Source organism: Streptomyces acidicola (assembly GCF_009377235.1).
In the GTDB taxonomy this organism is placed as follows: domain Bacteria; phylum Actinomycetota; class Actinomycetes; order Streptomycetales; family Streptomycetaceae; genus Streptomyces; species Streptomyces acidicola.
In genome coordinates, this window is the sequence record NZ_VMNX01000016.1 from 31,109 (window position 1) to 48,024 (window position 16,916).

At 73.8% G+C, this 16,916-nt stretch carries 1 pseudogene; it reads right to left on the reverse strand.

Annotated features, from left to right (window positions below):
* Positions 1 to 3 precede the first annotated feature (3 nt).
* A pseudogene (locus FPZ41_RS07845) lies at positions 4 to 16,785 on the reverse strand (SDR family NAD(P)-dependent oxidoreductase); the annotation flags it as partial.
* Between the last annotated feature and the right edge of the window lie 131 nt (positions 16,786 to 16,916).

Below are 16,916 nucleotides of genomic sequence, written 5' to 3' on the forward strand. Positions count from 1 at the left end.
GCGTCAGCCCTTGAGTTCCCGATCGATGATCGCGAACATCGAGTCCAGCGAGGCGGAGTCGATGTCGTCGTTGTCCTGCTCGGTTCCTGCTGTGCTCGGTTCGTCGTCGAGGCGCGCCGTCATGGCCCGCAGTCGGTCGCGCAGTTCCTTGCGCACCGTTCCGTCCTGTTCGGCCATCGCGAGAACGGCCGCCTCCAGCCGGTCCAGATCGGACAGGCTCGGCGCGGCGCCACCCTCGGCACGGGCGAACTCCGTGCACAGACGGGCGGCGAGATCTGCCACGGTCGGGTGGTCGAAGATGAGGGTGGCGGGCAGCTGCAACCCGGTCACGGTCTTCAGGCGGTTACGGAGATCGACGGCCGTGAGCGAGTCGAAACCCAGCTCCTTGAACGCCCGTGACGCATCGACCGATCCGGCCGAGGCATGCCCCAGCACGCCGGCCACCTCGGCCAGCACCGCGTCCAGCACCATGCGGTCCCGTTCGACCGGGCCCAGCCCACGCAGTCGCTCCACGAGGCCGCTGCTGTCGGCGGCACCGCCCGAAGAGGCCGCCTCCCAACGCCGTCCAGTCGTCGGCACCAGGTCCCGTAGCACGAACGGTACTTGACCGCTCGCCAGCGCAGAGATGCGCAAGGCGACGGGGACGGCGTTCGGCTCGTCGACAGCAAGCGCGGCATCGAGCAGGGCCAGCCCCTCACCCGTCTCCAGGGTCGGGAATCCCTGCCGAGCGAGCCACTCCACGTCGGCCTCGCCCAGGGTTCCGCCCATCCCGTCCTCGTGCGCCCACATGCCCCAGGCCAGCGATACGCCCGGCAGACCCTGGGCACGGCGGGTGGCCGCGAGGGCGTCGAGGATGTTGTTCGCGGCGGAGTAGGCGGCCTGACCGACGTTGCCCACCACACCCGCGAACGAGGAGAAGAGAACGAAGGCGGACAGGTCACGGTCAACCGTCAACTCATGCAGAAGCAGAGCCGATTCCGCCTTCGCCCTCAGCACTCCGGCCAACCGCTCCTCGGTGAGGTCGGCGATCAGACCGTCATCGAGCACGCCCGCCGCATGCACCACACCCGACAGATCGACTCCGTCCAGTACGGCAGCCAGTGCCGCACGGTCGGAGACATCGCACGCCCGCACATGAACACGGGCACCCAACTCCTCAAGTTCCGCAGCGAGTTCGGCAGCACCCGGAGCCCCGGCCCCGCGCCGGGAGACGAGCAGCAAGTCCCGTACCCCGTGCCGGGTGACCAGGTGCCGGGCGACTTCCGCGCCCAGACCACCCGTCCCGCCCGTGATCAGCACCGTGCCCTCGCCACTCCACGGCGACGGCACCTGCCCGTCGTTGGCCATCGGTGTCAGGTACGGGAACCAGATCTTCCCTTCACGGATGGCGAGTTGGGGTTCCTCGCCGTGGGCGAGGTGGTGGGCGAGGGTTCGGTGGGAGGTGGGGTCGCCGTCCAGGTCGGCCAGGAGGAACCGGTCGGGGTGCTCGCTGATCGCGGACCGGACCAGACCCCAGGCGCCGGCGCCGGTCAGGTCGGTGCCGTGCGGGCTCGGGGCGGCTCCGGCCGGGACCGCGTCATGGGTCGTGACGACCAGACGCGTTCCGGTCAGGCGCTCGTCCGCCAGGCAGGTCCGCATGGTCCCCAGGAGACCAGCAATCGGGCTGAGGACTTCACCAGAGTTGATGGTGATCTCCGGCCGGGACGCGGTGCCGTCGGTGCCGTCGCGCTCGATGCCCGATACCGGAACGATCACCACGTCGGGCGCCTCTGCGCCCGTGTCGATGGCGTCGATGAGGGCGTCGAGGTCGTGGTGCCGGGTGATCGGGACGCCGGCGGCGGTCCACGGTTCCTCGGCGCGTGCGTCCGGTGAGAGCAGTACCCGGCGTTGTCCGAGGGCGAGTTCGTCGATGTGCGGAGTGTGGGCCGCGGGTGCCCAGGCCAGGCGGTACAGGTGTCCGCCGTCGGCCGGCGTGCGCAGGTCGGCGGCGGACACCGGGCGCAGCAGCAGGGAGCGGACGGCGGCCACGGGGGTGCCGACGGCGTCGGCGACGCGCAGGGCCACTTCGCCGTCGCCGGTCGGGTGGAGGTGGGCGCGCAGGGTCGTGGCACCGGCGGCCGTGATGGACACGCCCGACCACAGGAACGGCAGCAGTGCCTCGCCGTCGTCCTCGCCCCCGGCGCGCAGGGCGAGCGCGTGCAGGACGCTGTCCAGCAGCGCCGGATGCACCGCGTACGCGGTGGCCTCGGTGGCGCCGGGCTCGGGCAGTACGGCCTCGGCGTAGAGGTCGTCGCCCTGCCGCCAGGCGCGGCTCAGTCCGCGGAAGGTGGGGCCGTAGTCGAGTCCGGCCGTGGCCAGCCGCTCGTGGAGGCCGTCCAGCGGCAGCGGTTCGGCGTCGGCCGGCGGCCATGCGCGCAGGTCCCAGTCGGGCTCGGCCTGTTGGGTGGCGAGGGTGGCGGTGGCGTGCAGGGTCCAGGGCGTGTCGGCGGTTGCGTGTTCGGGGCGGGCGTGGATGCGCAGGGCGCGGGTCTCGTCGGCCTCGGGCGATTCCACGGAGATCTGTACCTGTGCGGCGCCGCCCTCGGCGAGGACGAGCGGAGCGTGCAGGGTGAGGTCGGCGACATGGTCGCGGTCGACCCGGTCACCGGCCTGGACGGCGAGTTCGAGCAGAGCCGTGCCGGGGACGACGACACGTCCGCCGACCACGTGCTCGGCCAGCCAGGGGTGGCTGTCGGCGGACAGTCGTGAGGTGAGCAGCAGGGTGTCCGACCCGGCGACGGGCAGCGCCGCGCCGAGCAGCGGATGCCCGGGGTTGCCGAGGCCGAGGCTGTCGGCGGCGGCGTTGGAGCGGCTGGGTCGCAGCCAGTACCGCTGCCGCTGGAAGGCGTACGTCGGCAGCGGGACGTTGCGGGCTCCGGATCCGGCGAGGACGGCGGCCCAGTCGACGTCGGCGCCCCGGACGAACAGTTCGGCCACGGCGCCGAGGAACGTCTCGGCCTCGGGCCTGCCCTTGCGTAGCACGGACACCGCCGAGCCCCCGGCTCCGGCTCCGGCTCCGGCTCCGGCTCCGGCTCCGGCTCCGGCTCCGGCTCCGGCTCCGGCTCCGACCAGGCTGCTCAGTACCGGATCGGGGCCGATTTCCAGCAGCCGGACGGCGCCTTCGGCCGTGACCGCCTCGGTTACGGCCTCGCGGAACCGGACCGGCTCCCGGATCTGACGCACCCAGTACCCGGCGCTCGTCCAGTCGCCGTCGGCGAGCGGCGCACCGCTGACGGTGCTGAGGGCCGTGCATCGCGGGGTGCCGTAGTCGATCTGCTCGGCGATGGCGGCGAACTCGTCGAGCATCGGCTCCATGAGCGGCGAGTGGAAGGCGTGCGACACGCGCAGGCGGGTGACCCGGCGACCGCGTTCACGCACACCCGCCATGACCCGCTCGACGCCTTCCTCGCTACCCGACACCACCACGGCTGCCGGGCCATTGACGACGGCGATCGACACATCTCCCGTGGTCAGCAGGTCGGCGATCTCCGCCTCGTCGGCCTCGACTGCGGCCATCGTGCCGCCCTCGGGCAGCCCCTGCATCAGGCGTGCGCGAGCCGCCACCAACCGCACCGCGTCCGGCAGTTCGAAGACACCGGCCGTGTACGCGGCGGCGAACTCACCGACCGAATGCCCCAGCACCACATCCGGCGCCACACCCCACGCACGCAGCAACTCCACCGACGCGACCTGGACCGCGAACAGGGCCGCCTGCGCGTAACCGGTGCGGTCGAGGAGAGCGGCGGCCTCGGAGCCCTCGTCCGCGAACAGCACGTCGCGCAGCGGGAGCGGGAAGCCCTCCGCACCGGACAGCTCGACCTCCAGCAGCGCGACGGTCTCGTCGAAGGCGCGGGCGAACTGCGGGTAGGTGCCGTGCAGTTCACGTCCCATGCCGAGCCGCTGGCTGCCCTGACCCGTGAACATCCACGCTGTACGGCCCTCGGTGACGATGCCCGTCACGGCGGGCCCGTCGAGCCCTGACCGCAGCGCGCCGGCGTCACGCCCGAGGACCACCGCTCGGTGTTCCAGGGCGGCGCGGGTCGTGGCCAGCGACAGCCCGACGTCCACCGGGTCGAGTTCGCCTGCGTCGAGGTCCTGCGAGAGGCGCGCGAGCTGGTCGCGCAGGGCCTTGGCGCCACGGCCGGACACGGGCCACGGGACGACCGGCGGAGCCGTCACCGTGCGCTGCTCCGCCTCCTGGACGGCCGGGGCCTCTTCGAGGATGACGTGGGCGTTCGTGCCGCTGATACCGAAGGACGACACACCCGCCCGACGCCGCCGGTCACCACGCGGCCAGGCCCGCTCCCGCGTCAGCAGCCGTACGGCCCCGGAAGCCCAGTCGACGTGTGTCGAGGGCTCCTCGGCGTGCAGCGTGCGCGGCAGGGTCTCCTCCCGCAGCGCCATCACCATCTTCACCACGCTCGCCACTCCGGCCGCGGCCTGCGGGTGGCTGATGTTCGACTTGATCGAGCCGAGCCACAGGGGATCCTCGTCGCTCCTGGCCTGTCCGTACGTCGCGAGCAGTGCCTGTGCCTCGATCGGATCGCCGAGTCGGGTGCCGGTGCCGTGCGCCTCGACGGCATCGACGTCAGCCGGTGACAGTCCGGCGTTCGCCAGTGCCTGCCGGATCACCCGCTGTTGCGACGGACCGTTCGGGGCGGTGAGCCCGTTGGACGCGCCGTCCTGATTGATCGCGCTGCCGCGCACCACCGCCAGAACGGGGTGACCGCGCCGGAGCGCGTCGGAGAGGCGTTCGACGACGACGATGCCCGCGCCTTCGGACCAGCCGGTGCCGTCGGCGTCGTCGGCGAAGGACTTGCAGCGCCCGTCGCCGGCGAGGCCGCCCTGGCGGGCGAACTCCAGGAACATGCCCGGGTTGGCCATGACGGTGGCGCCGCCGGCCAGAGCCATGTCGCACTCGCCGGAGCGCAGCGCCTGGCAGGCCAGGTGCAGGGCAACGAGCGCGGAGGAGCAGGCGGTGTCCACGGAGACGGCCGGGCCCTCCAGGCCGAGCAGGTACGACAGACGGCCGGAGGCGACGCTGGGGGTGCTGCCGGTGAGCAGGTAGCCCTCGGTCTCGGCGGTCGTCTCGTGGAGGTGGCCGCCGTAGCCGTTGGCGGAGACACCCGCGTACACACCGGTCGCCGTACCGCGCAGCGAGGTCGGGTCGATGCCCGCACGCTCCAGCGCCTCCCACGCGGTCTCCAGCAGCAGCCGCTGCTGCGGATCCATCGCGAGGGCCTCGCGCGGGGAGATACCGAACAGCTCGGCATCGAAGTCCCCGGCGTCCGCGACGAAGCCGCCGACGGCCGCGATGCCGTCGAGGGCACGGGTGTCCCAGCCGCGGTCGGACGGGATCGGAGTGATCGCGTCCTTGCCGGTGACGACCAGGTCCCACAGGGCCTCGGGCGAGTCCGTGCCGCCCGGGAACCGGCAGCCGAGGCCCACGATCGCGATGGAGTCGTCGGCGTCGGCGTGCGCGGCGGAACGGATCGTGCCGACCGGCTCGGTCGGGTCGTCGTCGCCCAGCAGGTGGGTCCGGAGGTGCGCGACGAGGGCGCTGGGCGTGGGGTGGTCGAAGACGAGGGTGGCGGGCAGGGCGATGCCGGTGGCCGTGCGCAGCCGGTTGCGCAGGTCGACGGCGGTGAGGGAGTCGAAGCCGAGGTCCTTGAAGGCGCGGTCCGGGTCGATCTGTGCGGGCGAGGCGTGTCCGAGGACCGCCGCGACCTGGGCGCGCACCGTGTCGAGCAGCAGGCGTTCCCGCTCGTCGGGCCGCAACCCGCGCAGCCGGTCGGCGAGTTCGCCGTCTCCGGTGCCGAGCGGGCGGCGGGCATCGCGGCGGCGCCGGGCGGCGGGGACCAGATCGTGCAGGACACCGGGCAGGGTGTGGTGACCGGCCTCGGCGAGCGCGGGTATGCGCAGGGCGACGGGGACGGCAGTCGGTTCGTCGAGCAGCAGCGCGGCGTCGAGCAGGGCCAGGCCGTGGCCCGTCTCCAGCGGGGGGTAGCCCTGCCGGGCCATGCGTTCCAGCTCGGCCGCCTCCAGCGTCCCGCCCATGCCGCCGGCGTTCGCCCACATGCCCCAGGCCAGCGACACCGCGGGCAGTCCCTCGGCGCGGCGGGCTGCCGCGAGGGCGTCCAGGGCGTTGTTCGCGGCGGCGTAGGCCGCCTGGCCCGGGTTGCCGACCACGCCGGCGAACGACGAGAACAGCACGAACGCGGACAGCCGCCGTCGACGCGTCAGTTCGTGCAGATGCCGGGCCGAGTCCGCCTTGGCGGCCAGGACGCGAGCCAGCCGCTCCGGGGTGAGGTCGGTGACGAGGCCGTCGTCGAGCAGACCGGCCGCGTGCACCACGCCAGTCAGCTCGACCCCGTCGAGAACGGCGGCCAGCGCCTCACGATCAGCCGCATCGCAAGCGGCCACCGACACACGAGCGCCCAACTTCTCAAGTTCTGTGGTGAGTTCGGAGGCGCCAGGGGCCTCGGGCCCGCGCCGGGACACCAGCAGCAGGTCCCGCACCCCATGAGCGGTGACCAGATGCCGGGCGACTTCCGCACCCAGACCACCCGTCCCGCCCGTGATCAACACCGCCCCCTCGCCACCCCACGGCGACGGCACCGAAAGGACGACCTTGCCGACGTGCTTGGCCTGCCCCAGCAAGCGCAGCGCCTCCGGCGCCCGGGAGATCCCGTACGCGGTGACCGGGGCGGGCCGCAGGGCGCCCTGCTCGAACAGTTCCAGCAGCGCCGCGAACATCTCGGCGATCCGGTCCGGACCGGCGTCCATCAGATCGAAGGAGCGGTACGACACTCCGTACTCCGCCCGCACCTGCTTCGCATCGCGAATATCGGTCTTGCCCATCTCCACGAAGCGGCCACCGGGCCGCACCAGCCGCAGTGAGGCGTCCACGAACTCACCGGCCAGCGAGTCCAACACCACATCCACGCCCGGCCGGAACCGCTCCTCGAACTCCGTCGTACGGGACGAGGCGATCCGCTCCTGCGCCACCCCCAACTCACGCACGACCGGCCACTTCGGCTCACTCGCCGTCGCGTGGACCTCGCCGCCCAGGTGCTGGGCCAGTTGCACAGCGGCCACGCCGACACCACCGGCCGCGGCGTGAATCAGCACCGACTCCCCCGCCCGCAGCCCGGCCAGGTCCACCAGGGCGTAGTACGCGGTCAGGAACACGATCGGCACGGACGCCGCCTGCTCGAACGACCAACCGTCCGGCACCCGCGCCAGCAACCGGGCATCGGTGACGGCCAGCGGGCCGAACGCCCCGTCCAGCAGACCCATCACCCGGTCACCGACCGCCAGGCCGGTCACCTCCGCACCGACCTCGACGACCACACCGGCACCCTCGTGCCCGAGCCGTCCGGGGTCACCCGGATACATCCCGAGGACGTTCAGTACGTCACGGAAGTTCACCCCCGCTGCCCGCACCGCGACCCGTACCTCGCCGGATTCCAGGGGCCGTCGGTCCTCCGGAACGAGTGCGACGCCGTTGAGGCGCCCCTGGGCGACGACGTCCATCCGCCACCCGTCGCTCGAACCGGCGGGCGGCAGCAGCACGTCGTCGGTGACCGCCCGGACGAGGCGCGGGACACGGACAACGCCCTGGCGGACGAGCAGTTCGGGCAGGTCGGGGCAGTCGGCCAGGGCCCGGTAGGACTCCGGCGAACCGTCGAGGTCCGCGAGCCGGAAGCGGCCCGGGTTCTCACCGGACGCCGAGCGGACCAGGCCCCAGACGGTCGCGCCGGCGAGGTCGGTGACATCGTCGCTGACAGCTCGGGAAGTGACGAACACCAGGTGGGAGCCCGCGAGGCGGGGTTCGGCGAGCCAGCCCTGGACGAGCGCGAGGGTGGCGGAGGCCACGTCGGTGAGGGAGCGGTCGTTCGTGGCGACGGGGGCGAAGACCGTGTGCGGCGCCGTGTCCCCGGCGTCGAGTGCCGAGGTGAGGGCGTCGAGGTCGGCGTGGACGCGGGCGGGGGAATCGGGCAGGGGCTCGGGGTCGCCGAGCACCGTCCAGGTCGCGGTCGTCGCAGTCGTCGCGGCCGTCCCCGTATTGGGCAGGGGCCGCCAGTCGACGCGGAACAGGCTGTCACGGACGGCACTGTCGGCGGTGGTGAGCGCGCCGGGCGACAGTGGCCGCAGGGTCAGGCCGTCGGCGCGGGCAACCGGTTCGCCGGTCGGGTCGGCCACGTGCAGCGTGACGGTGTCGTCGCCGTGGCGTGAGATCCGAACGCGGAGGGCGTCGGCGCCGACGGCCGACAGCTCGACGCCGGACCACAGGAACGGCAGCAGCGCGCCCGCGTCCTCGCGCTCCCACAGCCCCAGCGTGTGCAGGACGGCATCCAGCAGGGCGGGGTGGACTCCGAATCCGTCTGCGCCACCCGCCAAGGATTCGGGCAGCGCGGCCTGGACGAACCAGTCGTCGCCGGCGCGCCAGACCTGTTCCAGGCCGCGGAACGCCGGGCCGTACGACAGTCCGGCCGTTCCCAACCTCTCGTACAGGCCGTCCAGTTCGACGGGCTCGGCGCCCTCGGGGGGCCAGGCCCGCAGGTCCCACACCTCGTCCGAGGGCTCGCTCGCGGCCAGGACGCCGGAGGCGTGCACCGTCCAGGGGGCGTCGGTGGCGGTTTCGGGGCGGCCGTAGACGTACAGCTGTCGGCGGCCGTCGGTGCCGGGGGCCTCGACGCCGAGCTGGATCTGTATCGCGTTCGCGTCGGGGAGGACGAGCGGGGCGTGGAGAGTGAGTTCGTCGACGCGGTCGAGTCCGACGCGTTCGCCGGCGGCCAGCGTCAGTTCGAGCAGGGCGGTGCCCGGCAGGATGACCGAGCCCGCCACGGCGTGGTCGGCGAGCCAGGGCTGGTCGGCGGTGGACAGCCGGGCCGTGAGCAGGACGGTGTCCGATCCGGCGACGGGCACGGCGGCGCCGAGCAGCGGGTGTCCGGTGAGGCCGAGGCCGAGGTCACCGGCGGCCACGGTGGCGCGCGGCGCGTCGAGCCAGTAGCGGCGGCGTTGGAAGGCGTACGTCGGCAGGGGTACCTCACGCGCGCCCGTGCCGGCGAAGACGGCGGCCCAGTCGACCGGGGTGCCGCGGACGAAGAGCTCGCCGACGGCCCGCAGCAGGGTCTCCGCTTCGGGGCGGTCCCGGCGCAGGGTCGCCGCGGCGGGTACGTCACCGGCGAGCGCGGTCAGGACGGGGTCGGGGCCGATCTCCAGGAAGCGGCCGGCGCCCTGGGCACGGGCCGCGGTGAAGGCGTCGTGGAAGCGGACGGGGCGGACGATCTGCTCGGCCCAGTAGGCAGGGGTCGTCCACTCGCCCTCGCCCAGCGGGGCGCCGGTCACGCTGCTGACGGCGGAGACCTGCGGCGTGCGGTAGGTGATCTCGGCCGCGACCTCGGTGAACTCGGCGAGGACGGGCTCCATCAGCGGCGAGTGGAACGCGTGCGACACACGCAGACGGGTCGCCCGGCGGCCTTCCTCGCGGGCCTGCTCGACCACCGCGTCCACGGCGGTCCCGGTGCCCGAGACGACCACTGACATGGGCCCGTTGACGGCCGCGAGCACCGCGCCGTCCGGAAGCCGACCGGCCAGGTCTGCCTCGGTAGCCTCCACGGCGGCCATGGCGCCGCCCTCGGGCAGCGCCTGCATCAGGCGGGCGCGGGCCGCGACCAGCCGTACCGCGTCGGGCAGTTCGAAGACTCCGGCCGTGTACGCGGCGGCGAACTCGCCCACCGAGTGGCCCAGTACGGCCTCCGGGGCCATCCCCCAGGACCGCAGCAACGCTACGAGCGCCACCTGCAACGCGAACAGCGCCGGCTGCGCGTATCCGGTGCTGTCCAGCAGACCGGCGTCGTCCGCGAACAAGGCGTCCTTGAGGGGCCGGTCGAAACCGAGCCGTGAGTCCAGCAGCCCGCACGCCTCGTCCAGCGCGGCAGCGAACGTGGGATGGGTGTCGTACAGCTCTCGTCCCATGCCCACCCGTTGGCTGCCCTGGCCCGTGAACATCCATGCCGTACGGCCGTCGGTGACGGACCCGGTGATGCCGGGCTCGGCGAGCTGCGCGCGCAGGGCGTCCAGGTCGGGGCCGAGCAGGACGGCACGGTGTTCCAGCACCGCCCGTGTCGTGGCGAGGGACAGGCCGACGTCCTGCGGGTCAGTGGCCATGGGGGCCAGTTGGGCGAGTTGGGCGCGCAGTGCCTCGGCCGAGCGGGCCGAGACCACCCACGGCACCGTCGGCAGCGGGTGCTCCGGTCGGGGCGAGGCCGCGGGACGCGGGGCTGCGGCTGGGGCCTCTTCGATGACGACGTGGGCGTTGGTGCCGCTGATGCCGAACGACGACACACCCGCCCGACGCGGACGCCCGCCCTGGCGCCAGGCCCGCTCCTCGGTCAGCAGCCGCACCGCACCCGAATCCCAGTCCACGTGGGAGGACGGCTCCTCGGCGTGCAGGGTGCGCGGCAGGCGTTCGGCACGCAGCGCCATCACCATCTTGATGACGCCTGCCGCACCCGCGGCCGCCTGTGTGTGCCCAATGTTGGACTTCACGGCGCCCAACCACACCGGCTCGTCGCGGTCCTGGCCGTAGGTGGCGAGGAGGGCCTGGGCCTCGATGGGATCGCCGAGCCGGGTACCGGTACCGTGCGCCTCGACCACGTCGACCTCGGCCGGTGAGACACCGGCGTTCGCGAGAGCCTGGCGAATCACCCGCTGCTGCGACGGACCATTGGGCGCGGTGAGACCGTTGGACGCACCATCCTGGTTGACGGCCGTACCCCGCACCACCGCGAGCACCGGCCGCCCCCGCCGACGCGCCTCACTCAGCCGCATCAGCACCAGCACACCCGCACCCTCCGACCACCCCGTACCATCCGCCGACTCCGCGAACGCCTTGCACCGGCCGTCCGACGCCAGCCCGCCCTGCCGGGAGAACTCCACAAACGTGGCCGGCGAGGCCATGACCGTCACACCACCCGCCAGCGCCGTGTCGCACTCCCCCGACCTGAGCGACTGACACGCCAGATGCAACGCCACCAGCGACGACGAACACGCCGTGTCCACCGTCACCGCCGGGCCCTCGAACCCGAACACGTAGGAGACACGCCCGGAGAAAACACTGCCCGCGTTGCCGTTGGCCAGCAGACCCTCGACCTCGCTGGGCACGGTGTGCAGGCGAGCGTGGTAGTCGTGGTACATCAGGCCCGCGAACACGCCCGTGCGCGAGCCCCGCAACGACAGCGGATCAACCCCCGCCCGCTCCAACGCCTCCCACGACGTCTCCAGCAACAGCCGCTGCTGCGGATCCATCGCCAGCGCCTCACGCGGCGAGATCCCGAACAGCTCCGCGTCGAACTCGGCGCCGTCGTGCAGAAAGCCGCCCTCGCGTGTGGCGGAACTGCCGGGGCCGTCGCCGTGCAGGGCGGTCAGGTTCCAGCCGCGGTCCGTCGGGAAGCCCGAGACGCCGTCGCCGCCGGACGCCACCAGGTCCCAGAGTGTCTCCGGCGAGTCCACCCCGCCGGGAAAGCGACACCCCATCCCCACGATCGCGATCGGCTCGTCGGCGCCGACCGTGGTGCGGGCGGCGGTGGCCGGGAGGTCCGCCGCGCCGAGGAGTTCGGTGCGGAGTTGAGTGGTGAGGGCGAGCGGGCTGGGGTGGTCGAAGACGAGGGTGGCGGGGAGTTGGAGTCCGGTGACGGTCTTGAGGCGGTTGCGCAGGTCGACGGCGGTCAGGGAGTCGAAGCCGAGGTCCTGGAAAGCGCGGGTGGGTTCGACGGCTGCCGTGCCGGTGTGGCCGAGGACTCCGGCGACCGCCGTCCGGACGAGGTCGAGCAGCAGTCGGTGCTGTTCGTCGCCGGGCAGGGTGAGCAGGCGGCGGGCGAGGGCGTTGCCCGTGTCGGTGCCGACGGCGGCCTGGCGGCGGGCGGTGGGCAGCAGGCCGTGCAGGACCGCGGGGGCGGTGTCGCGGTGTGCGGCGAGGGCCGTGGTGTCGAGCGCGAAGGGCAGCGCGAGCGGGTGCCCGGTGCGCAGCGCGGTGTCGAAGAGGGCGAGGGCCTCGTCTGTGGGCAGGGGCGGGAAGCCGTGGCGGCGCAGGCGTGCGACGTCCGCCTCGGCCGTGCGGCCGCCCATGCCGTCAGCCGTCTCCCACATGCCCCATGCCAGGGACAGTGCGGGCAGGCCCTGGGCCCGGCGGGCGGTGGCGAGGGCGTCCAGCACGGTGTTGGCGGCGGCGTAGGCGGCCTGGCCAGGGTTGCCGAAGATGCCGGCGACGGAGGAGAACAGCACGAAGGCGTGCAGGCCCTGATGGGCCGTCAGTTCGTGCAGGTTCAGGGCGGCGGTCGCCTTGGCGGCGAGTACGCGGGTGAGCCGGTCGGAGGTGAGGTCGGTGAGCAGACCGTCGTCGAGCACTCCGGCCGCGTGGATCACTCCGCTGAGCCGTACGTCGTCCAGGGCGGCGGCGAGCGCGCTCCGGTCGGCGGCGTCGCAGGCCACGACCCGGGCGCGGGCCCCGGCCGCGGTGAGTTCGGCGACGAGGTCCTCGGCTCCCGGCGCTTCGGGGCCACGACGGGACATGAGCAGCAGGTCGCGCACGCCGTGTTCGGCGACCAGGTGCCGGGTGAGGAGCGCGCCCAGACCGCCGGTGCCTCCGGTGACGAGGACGGTTCCGGTCTCCGGCCAGGGGGTGGGCTCATCGGGCGCGGTGTTGGGGTCATCGGCCGCCGTGGCGGGCTCGGTGGCGGCCGGTTCGGCGGTCCGGGTGACGCGTGGCAGCAGGACCTGCTCGCCACGGACCACGAGTTGGTCGGCGTCGAGGGTGCTCAGTGCGGCGCGGAGGGTGCGCAGGGCCCCGCCGGTGCCGTCGGTGTCCGCGACGGCGAAGCGGCCGGGGTGTTCGCCCGCTGCGGTGCGCAGCAGGCCCCACACGGCCGCGGCCACGGGGTCGGTGGCGTCGTCGCCGGCCGCTCGGGTGGTGACCGGCACCAGGCGGGCGTGCGCGAAGCGGTCATCGGCGAGCCATGCGTGGACGGCGGCCAGGACATCGGCGGCAAGGGCGTGGACGTCGGTGGTCATGCCGGAGCCGACCGGGAGGAGGACCGTCGCCGGGTTCGTCGCGGCGAGGGCGTCGAGGGTGGTGCCGTGGACGATCGCCGGGTCGGCGGCGGTCCACGCGGACGGGTCGTCGGTGAGTACGGCCAGGGCGGGTTCGGTGTCCTCCCCGCTGTCGGACGACGGAAGGGTGACCGGAGCCCACTCCAGCCGGAAGAGGCTGCCCGCGCGGGGGGTGTCGTCGCTCAGGGCGGTCAGCGGGCGCAGGACGAGGCCCTCGACGTCGGCGACGGGCGCGCCGGTCTCGTCGGCGGCGTACAGGGTGACGGTGTCGTCGGTCTGCCGGGTGAGGCGGGCGCGAAGGGTGGCGGCGCCGACGGCGTACAGGCGGAGGCCGCTCCACAGGAACGGCAGCCGGGCCCGGTCGGGGGTGTCCTGCGGCAGGGCGAGGGCGTGCAGGGCGGCGTCGAGCAGGGCCGGGTGCAGACCGAAGGCCGTGGCGTCCCCGGCGCCGTCCGGCAGGGCGGCCTCGACGAGGAGGTCGTCGCCGTCCCGCCAGGCGGCGGTGAGACCGCGGAACGCGGGGCCGTACGCGAGACCGGACGCGGCCAGCCGGTCGTACAGGCCCTCCAGCGGGAGTGGTTCGGCTCCGGCGGGGGGCCAGGCCCGCAGGTCCCAGGAAGGGGAGGGACCTGCGGGGGCGAGGGTGCCGGCCGCGTGCAGCGTCCAGGGCGCGTCGGCGGGTGCGCCGTCGGGGCGGGCGTGGACGCGCACGGCGCGGGTGCCGTCGGCCGCGGCGGGTTCGACGGCGATCTGGAGGTGTGCGGTGCCGTGCTCGGGCAGGACGAGGGGGGTGTGCAGGGCGAGTTCGGTGAGGGTGCCACAGCCCGCCTGGTCGCCTGCCTGCACGGCGAGTTCGACGAGGGCGGTGCCGGGAACGACGACCCGTCCGGCGACCCTGTGCTCGGCGAGCCACGGGTGGGCGTCGGCCGACAGGGCTGCGGTGAGCAGGACGGTGTCGGTGCCCGCGGGGCGCAGGGTGGCGCCGAGCAGGGGGTGGCCGAGGCGGCCGACGTCGGTGACGGTGCGGGTGGGCCGTAGCCAGAACCGCCGGTGGTGGAAGGCGTAGGTGGGCAGGTCTACGTGGCGTGCGCCGGTGCCTTCGAACAGGGCGGCCCAGCCGACGGCCGCCCCATGGACGTACATCTCGGCCAGTGCGGTGAGCAGCGACTCGGGTTCCGGTGTGCCCTTGCGCAGGACGGACGCGGCGGGAGTGTCGCCGGCCGTGCGGGCGAGGCCGGTGAGGACCGGGTCGGGGCCGATCTCCAGCAGGCGGCTCGCGGCCTGCCGGTCGGTGGCGGTGGTGAGGGCGTCGTGGAAGCGGACGGGGCGGACGATCTGCCCGGCCCAGTAGGCGGGGGTGGCCCAGTCGGTGGCGGTGACGGGGGTCCCGGTCACGGTGCTGACGGCGGCGAGCGTCGGCGGGTGGAAGGTGACGGTCTCGGCGACGCGGGTGAAGTCGGCGACGGCGGAGGCCATGTGGGGTGAGTGGAACGCGTGCGAGACGCGCAGCCGGGTGACGCGTCGGCCCAGCTCGCGGACGGCGGCCATGACCTCCTCGACGGCGTCCTCGGTCCCGGAGACGACGACCGCGCGGGGCCCGTTGACGGCGGCGATCGTGACCGCGGCGCCGTCGAGCAGGTCCGCGATCTCGGCCTCGTCGGCCTCCACGGCGGCCATGGCGCCGCCTTCGGGCAGGGCCTGCATGACGCGGGCGCGGGCGGCGACCAGGCGGGCCGCGTCGGCGAGGTCGAACACGCCGGCGACGTAGGCGGCGGCGTATTCGCCGATGGAGTGGCCCAGGACGATGTCGGGCCGGGTGTTCCAGGAGCGCAGCAGTTCGGCGGTGGCGGTCTGGAGGGCGAACAGGGCGGTCTGGGCGTAGCCGGTGCGGTCGAGGAGGGCGGCTTCGGGGGTGCCTTCGGCGGCGAACATGATGTCGCGAACGGGGAGTTCGAAGCCGGGTGCGCCCGCGAGGGCGGCGTCGAGGGTTTCGCAGACGACGTCCAGGACGGCCGCGAACACCGGGTGGGCGTCGTACAACTCCCGTCCCATGCCGGGGCGTTGACTGCCCTGGCCGGTGAACATCCATGCAGTACGGCCGTCGAGGACCGTACCTCTGACCGTCCCGGGGGACGGGTCGCCCACGGCGAGGGCCGCGGTGCGCTCGCGCAGCATGTCGGGGCCGGTGCCGAGGACGACGGCGCGGTGGTCGAGGCGGGCGCGGCCGGTGACGAGGGACAGGCCCGTCCCGGTGTGGTCGGCGTCGTGGGCGGCGAGGCGGGCGGCCTGGCCGGTCAGGGCGTCCTGGCTGCGGGCCGACAGCACCCAGGGCACGACCGGCGGGTCGGTCACCGTGCGCGGCTCGGGGTCGGCGTGGGTCGGGGCTTCCTCGACGATGACATGGGCGTTGGTGCCGCTGATGCCGAAGGCGGAGACCCCGGCCCGGCGAGGGCGCTCGCCGCGTGGCCAGGGGCGGGACTCGGTGAGCAGGCGGATGTCGCCCTCGGTCCAGTCGACCCGGGTGGAGCGGGTCTCGGAGTGCAGGGAGCGGGGCAGGAGTTCGGCCCGCAGCGACATGACGGTCTTGATGAGTCCGGCGACGCCCGCGGCGGACTGCGTGTGGCCGATGTTGGACTTCACGGAGCCGAGCCACAGGGGTTCGGTACGGTCCTGCCCGTAGGTGGCCATGAGGGCCTGGGCCTCGATGGGGTCGCCGAGCCGGGTGCCGGTGCCGTGCGCCTCGACGGCGTCGACGTCGGCGGTGGTGAGGGCGGCGGCGTCCAGGGCCTGGCGGATGACGCGTTGCTGGGAGGGGCCGTTGGGGGCGGTGAGCCCGTTGGAGGCGCCGTCCTGGTTGACGGCGGAGCCGCGGATCACGGCGAGGATCGGGTGGCCGAGTCGCTGGGCGTCGGAGAGGCGTTCGAGGACGAGGACGCCGGCGCCCTCGGACCAGCCGGTGCCGTCGGCGTCGTCGGCGAAGGACTTGCAGCGCCCGTCGCCGGCGAGGCCGCCCTGGCGGGCGAACTCCAGGAACATGCCCGGGTTGGCCATGACGGTGGCGCCACCTGCGAGGGCCGTGTCGCATTCGCCGGAGCGCAGGGCCTGGCAGGCCAGGTGCAGGGCGACGAGCGCGGAGGAGCAGGCGGTGTCGACGGTGACGGCGGGGCCTTCCAGGCCGAGGGCGTAGGCGACGCGGCCGGAGGCGACGCTGGGGATGCTGCCGGTGAGCAGATAGCCCTCGGTCTCCGGGGTGGCCTCGTGGAGGTGGCCGCCGTAGCCGTTGGCGGAGACGCCGGTGAACACGCCGGTGCGGGAGCCGCGCAGCGAGGTGGGGTCGAGGCCGGCCCGTTCCAGCGCTTCCCAGGAGGTCTCCAGCAGCAGGCGCTGCTGCGGGTCCATGGCGAGGGCCTCGCGCGGGCTGATGCCGAAGAGGTCCGGGTCGAACAGGGGCGCGTCGTGGAGGAATCCGCCGGCGGCGATGGTGTCGCCGAGGGCGCTCAGGTCCCAGCCGCGGTCCTCGGGCACGGGCGTGATGCCGTCCCGTTCGCCGGCGACGAGCTCCCACAGCGCCTCGGGCGTGGTGGCGCCGCCGGGGAAGCGGCAGCCCATGCCGACTACGGCGACGGGTTCGCGGGACGCCGTGACGAGGTCCTGGTAGCGCTGCCAGAGTCGGTCGTTCTCCTTGAGGGACTCGCGCAGGGCTTCGACGAGTTCTTCGGCGGATGCAGTCATGTCCTTCTCCACGGTCGCGGTGAACGAGC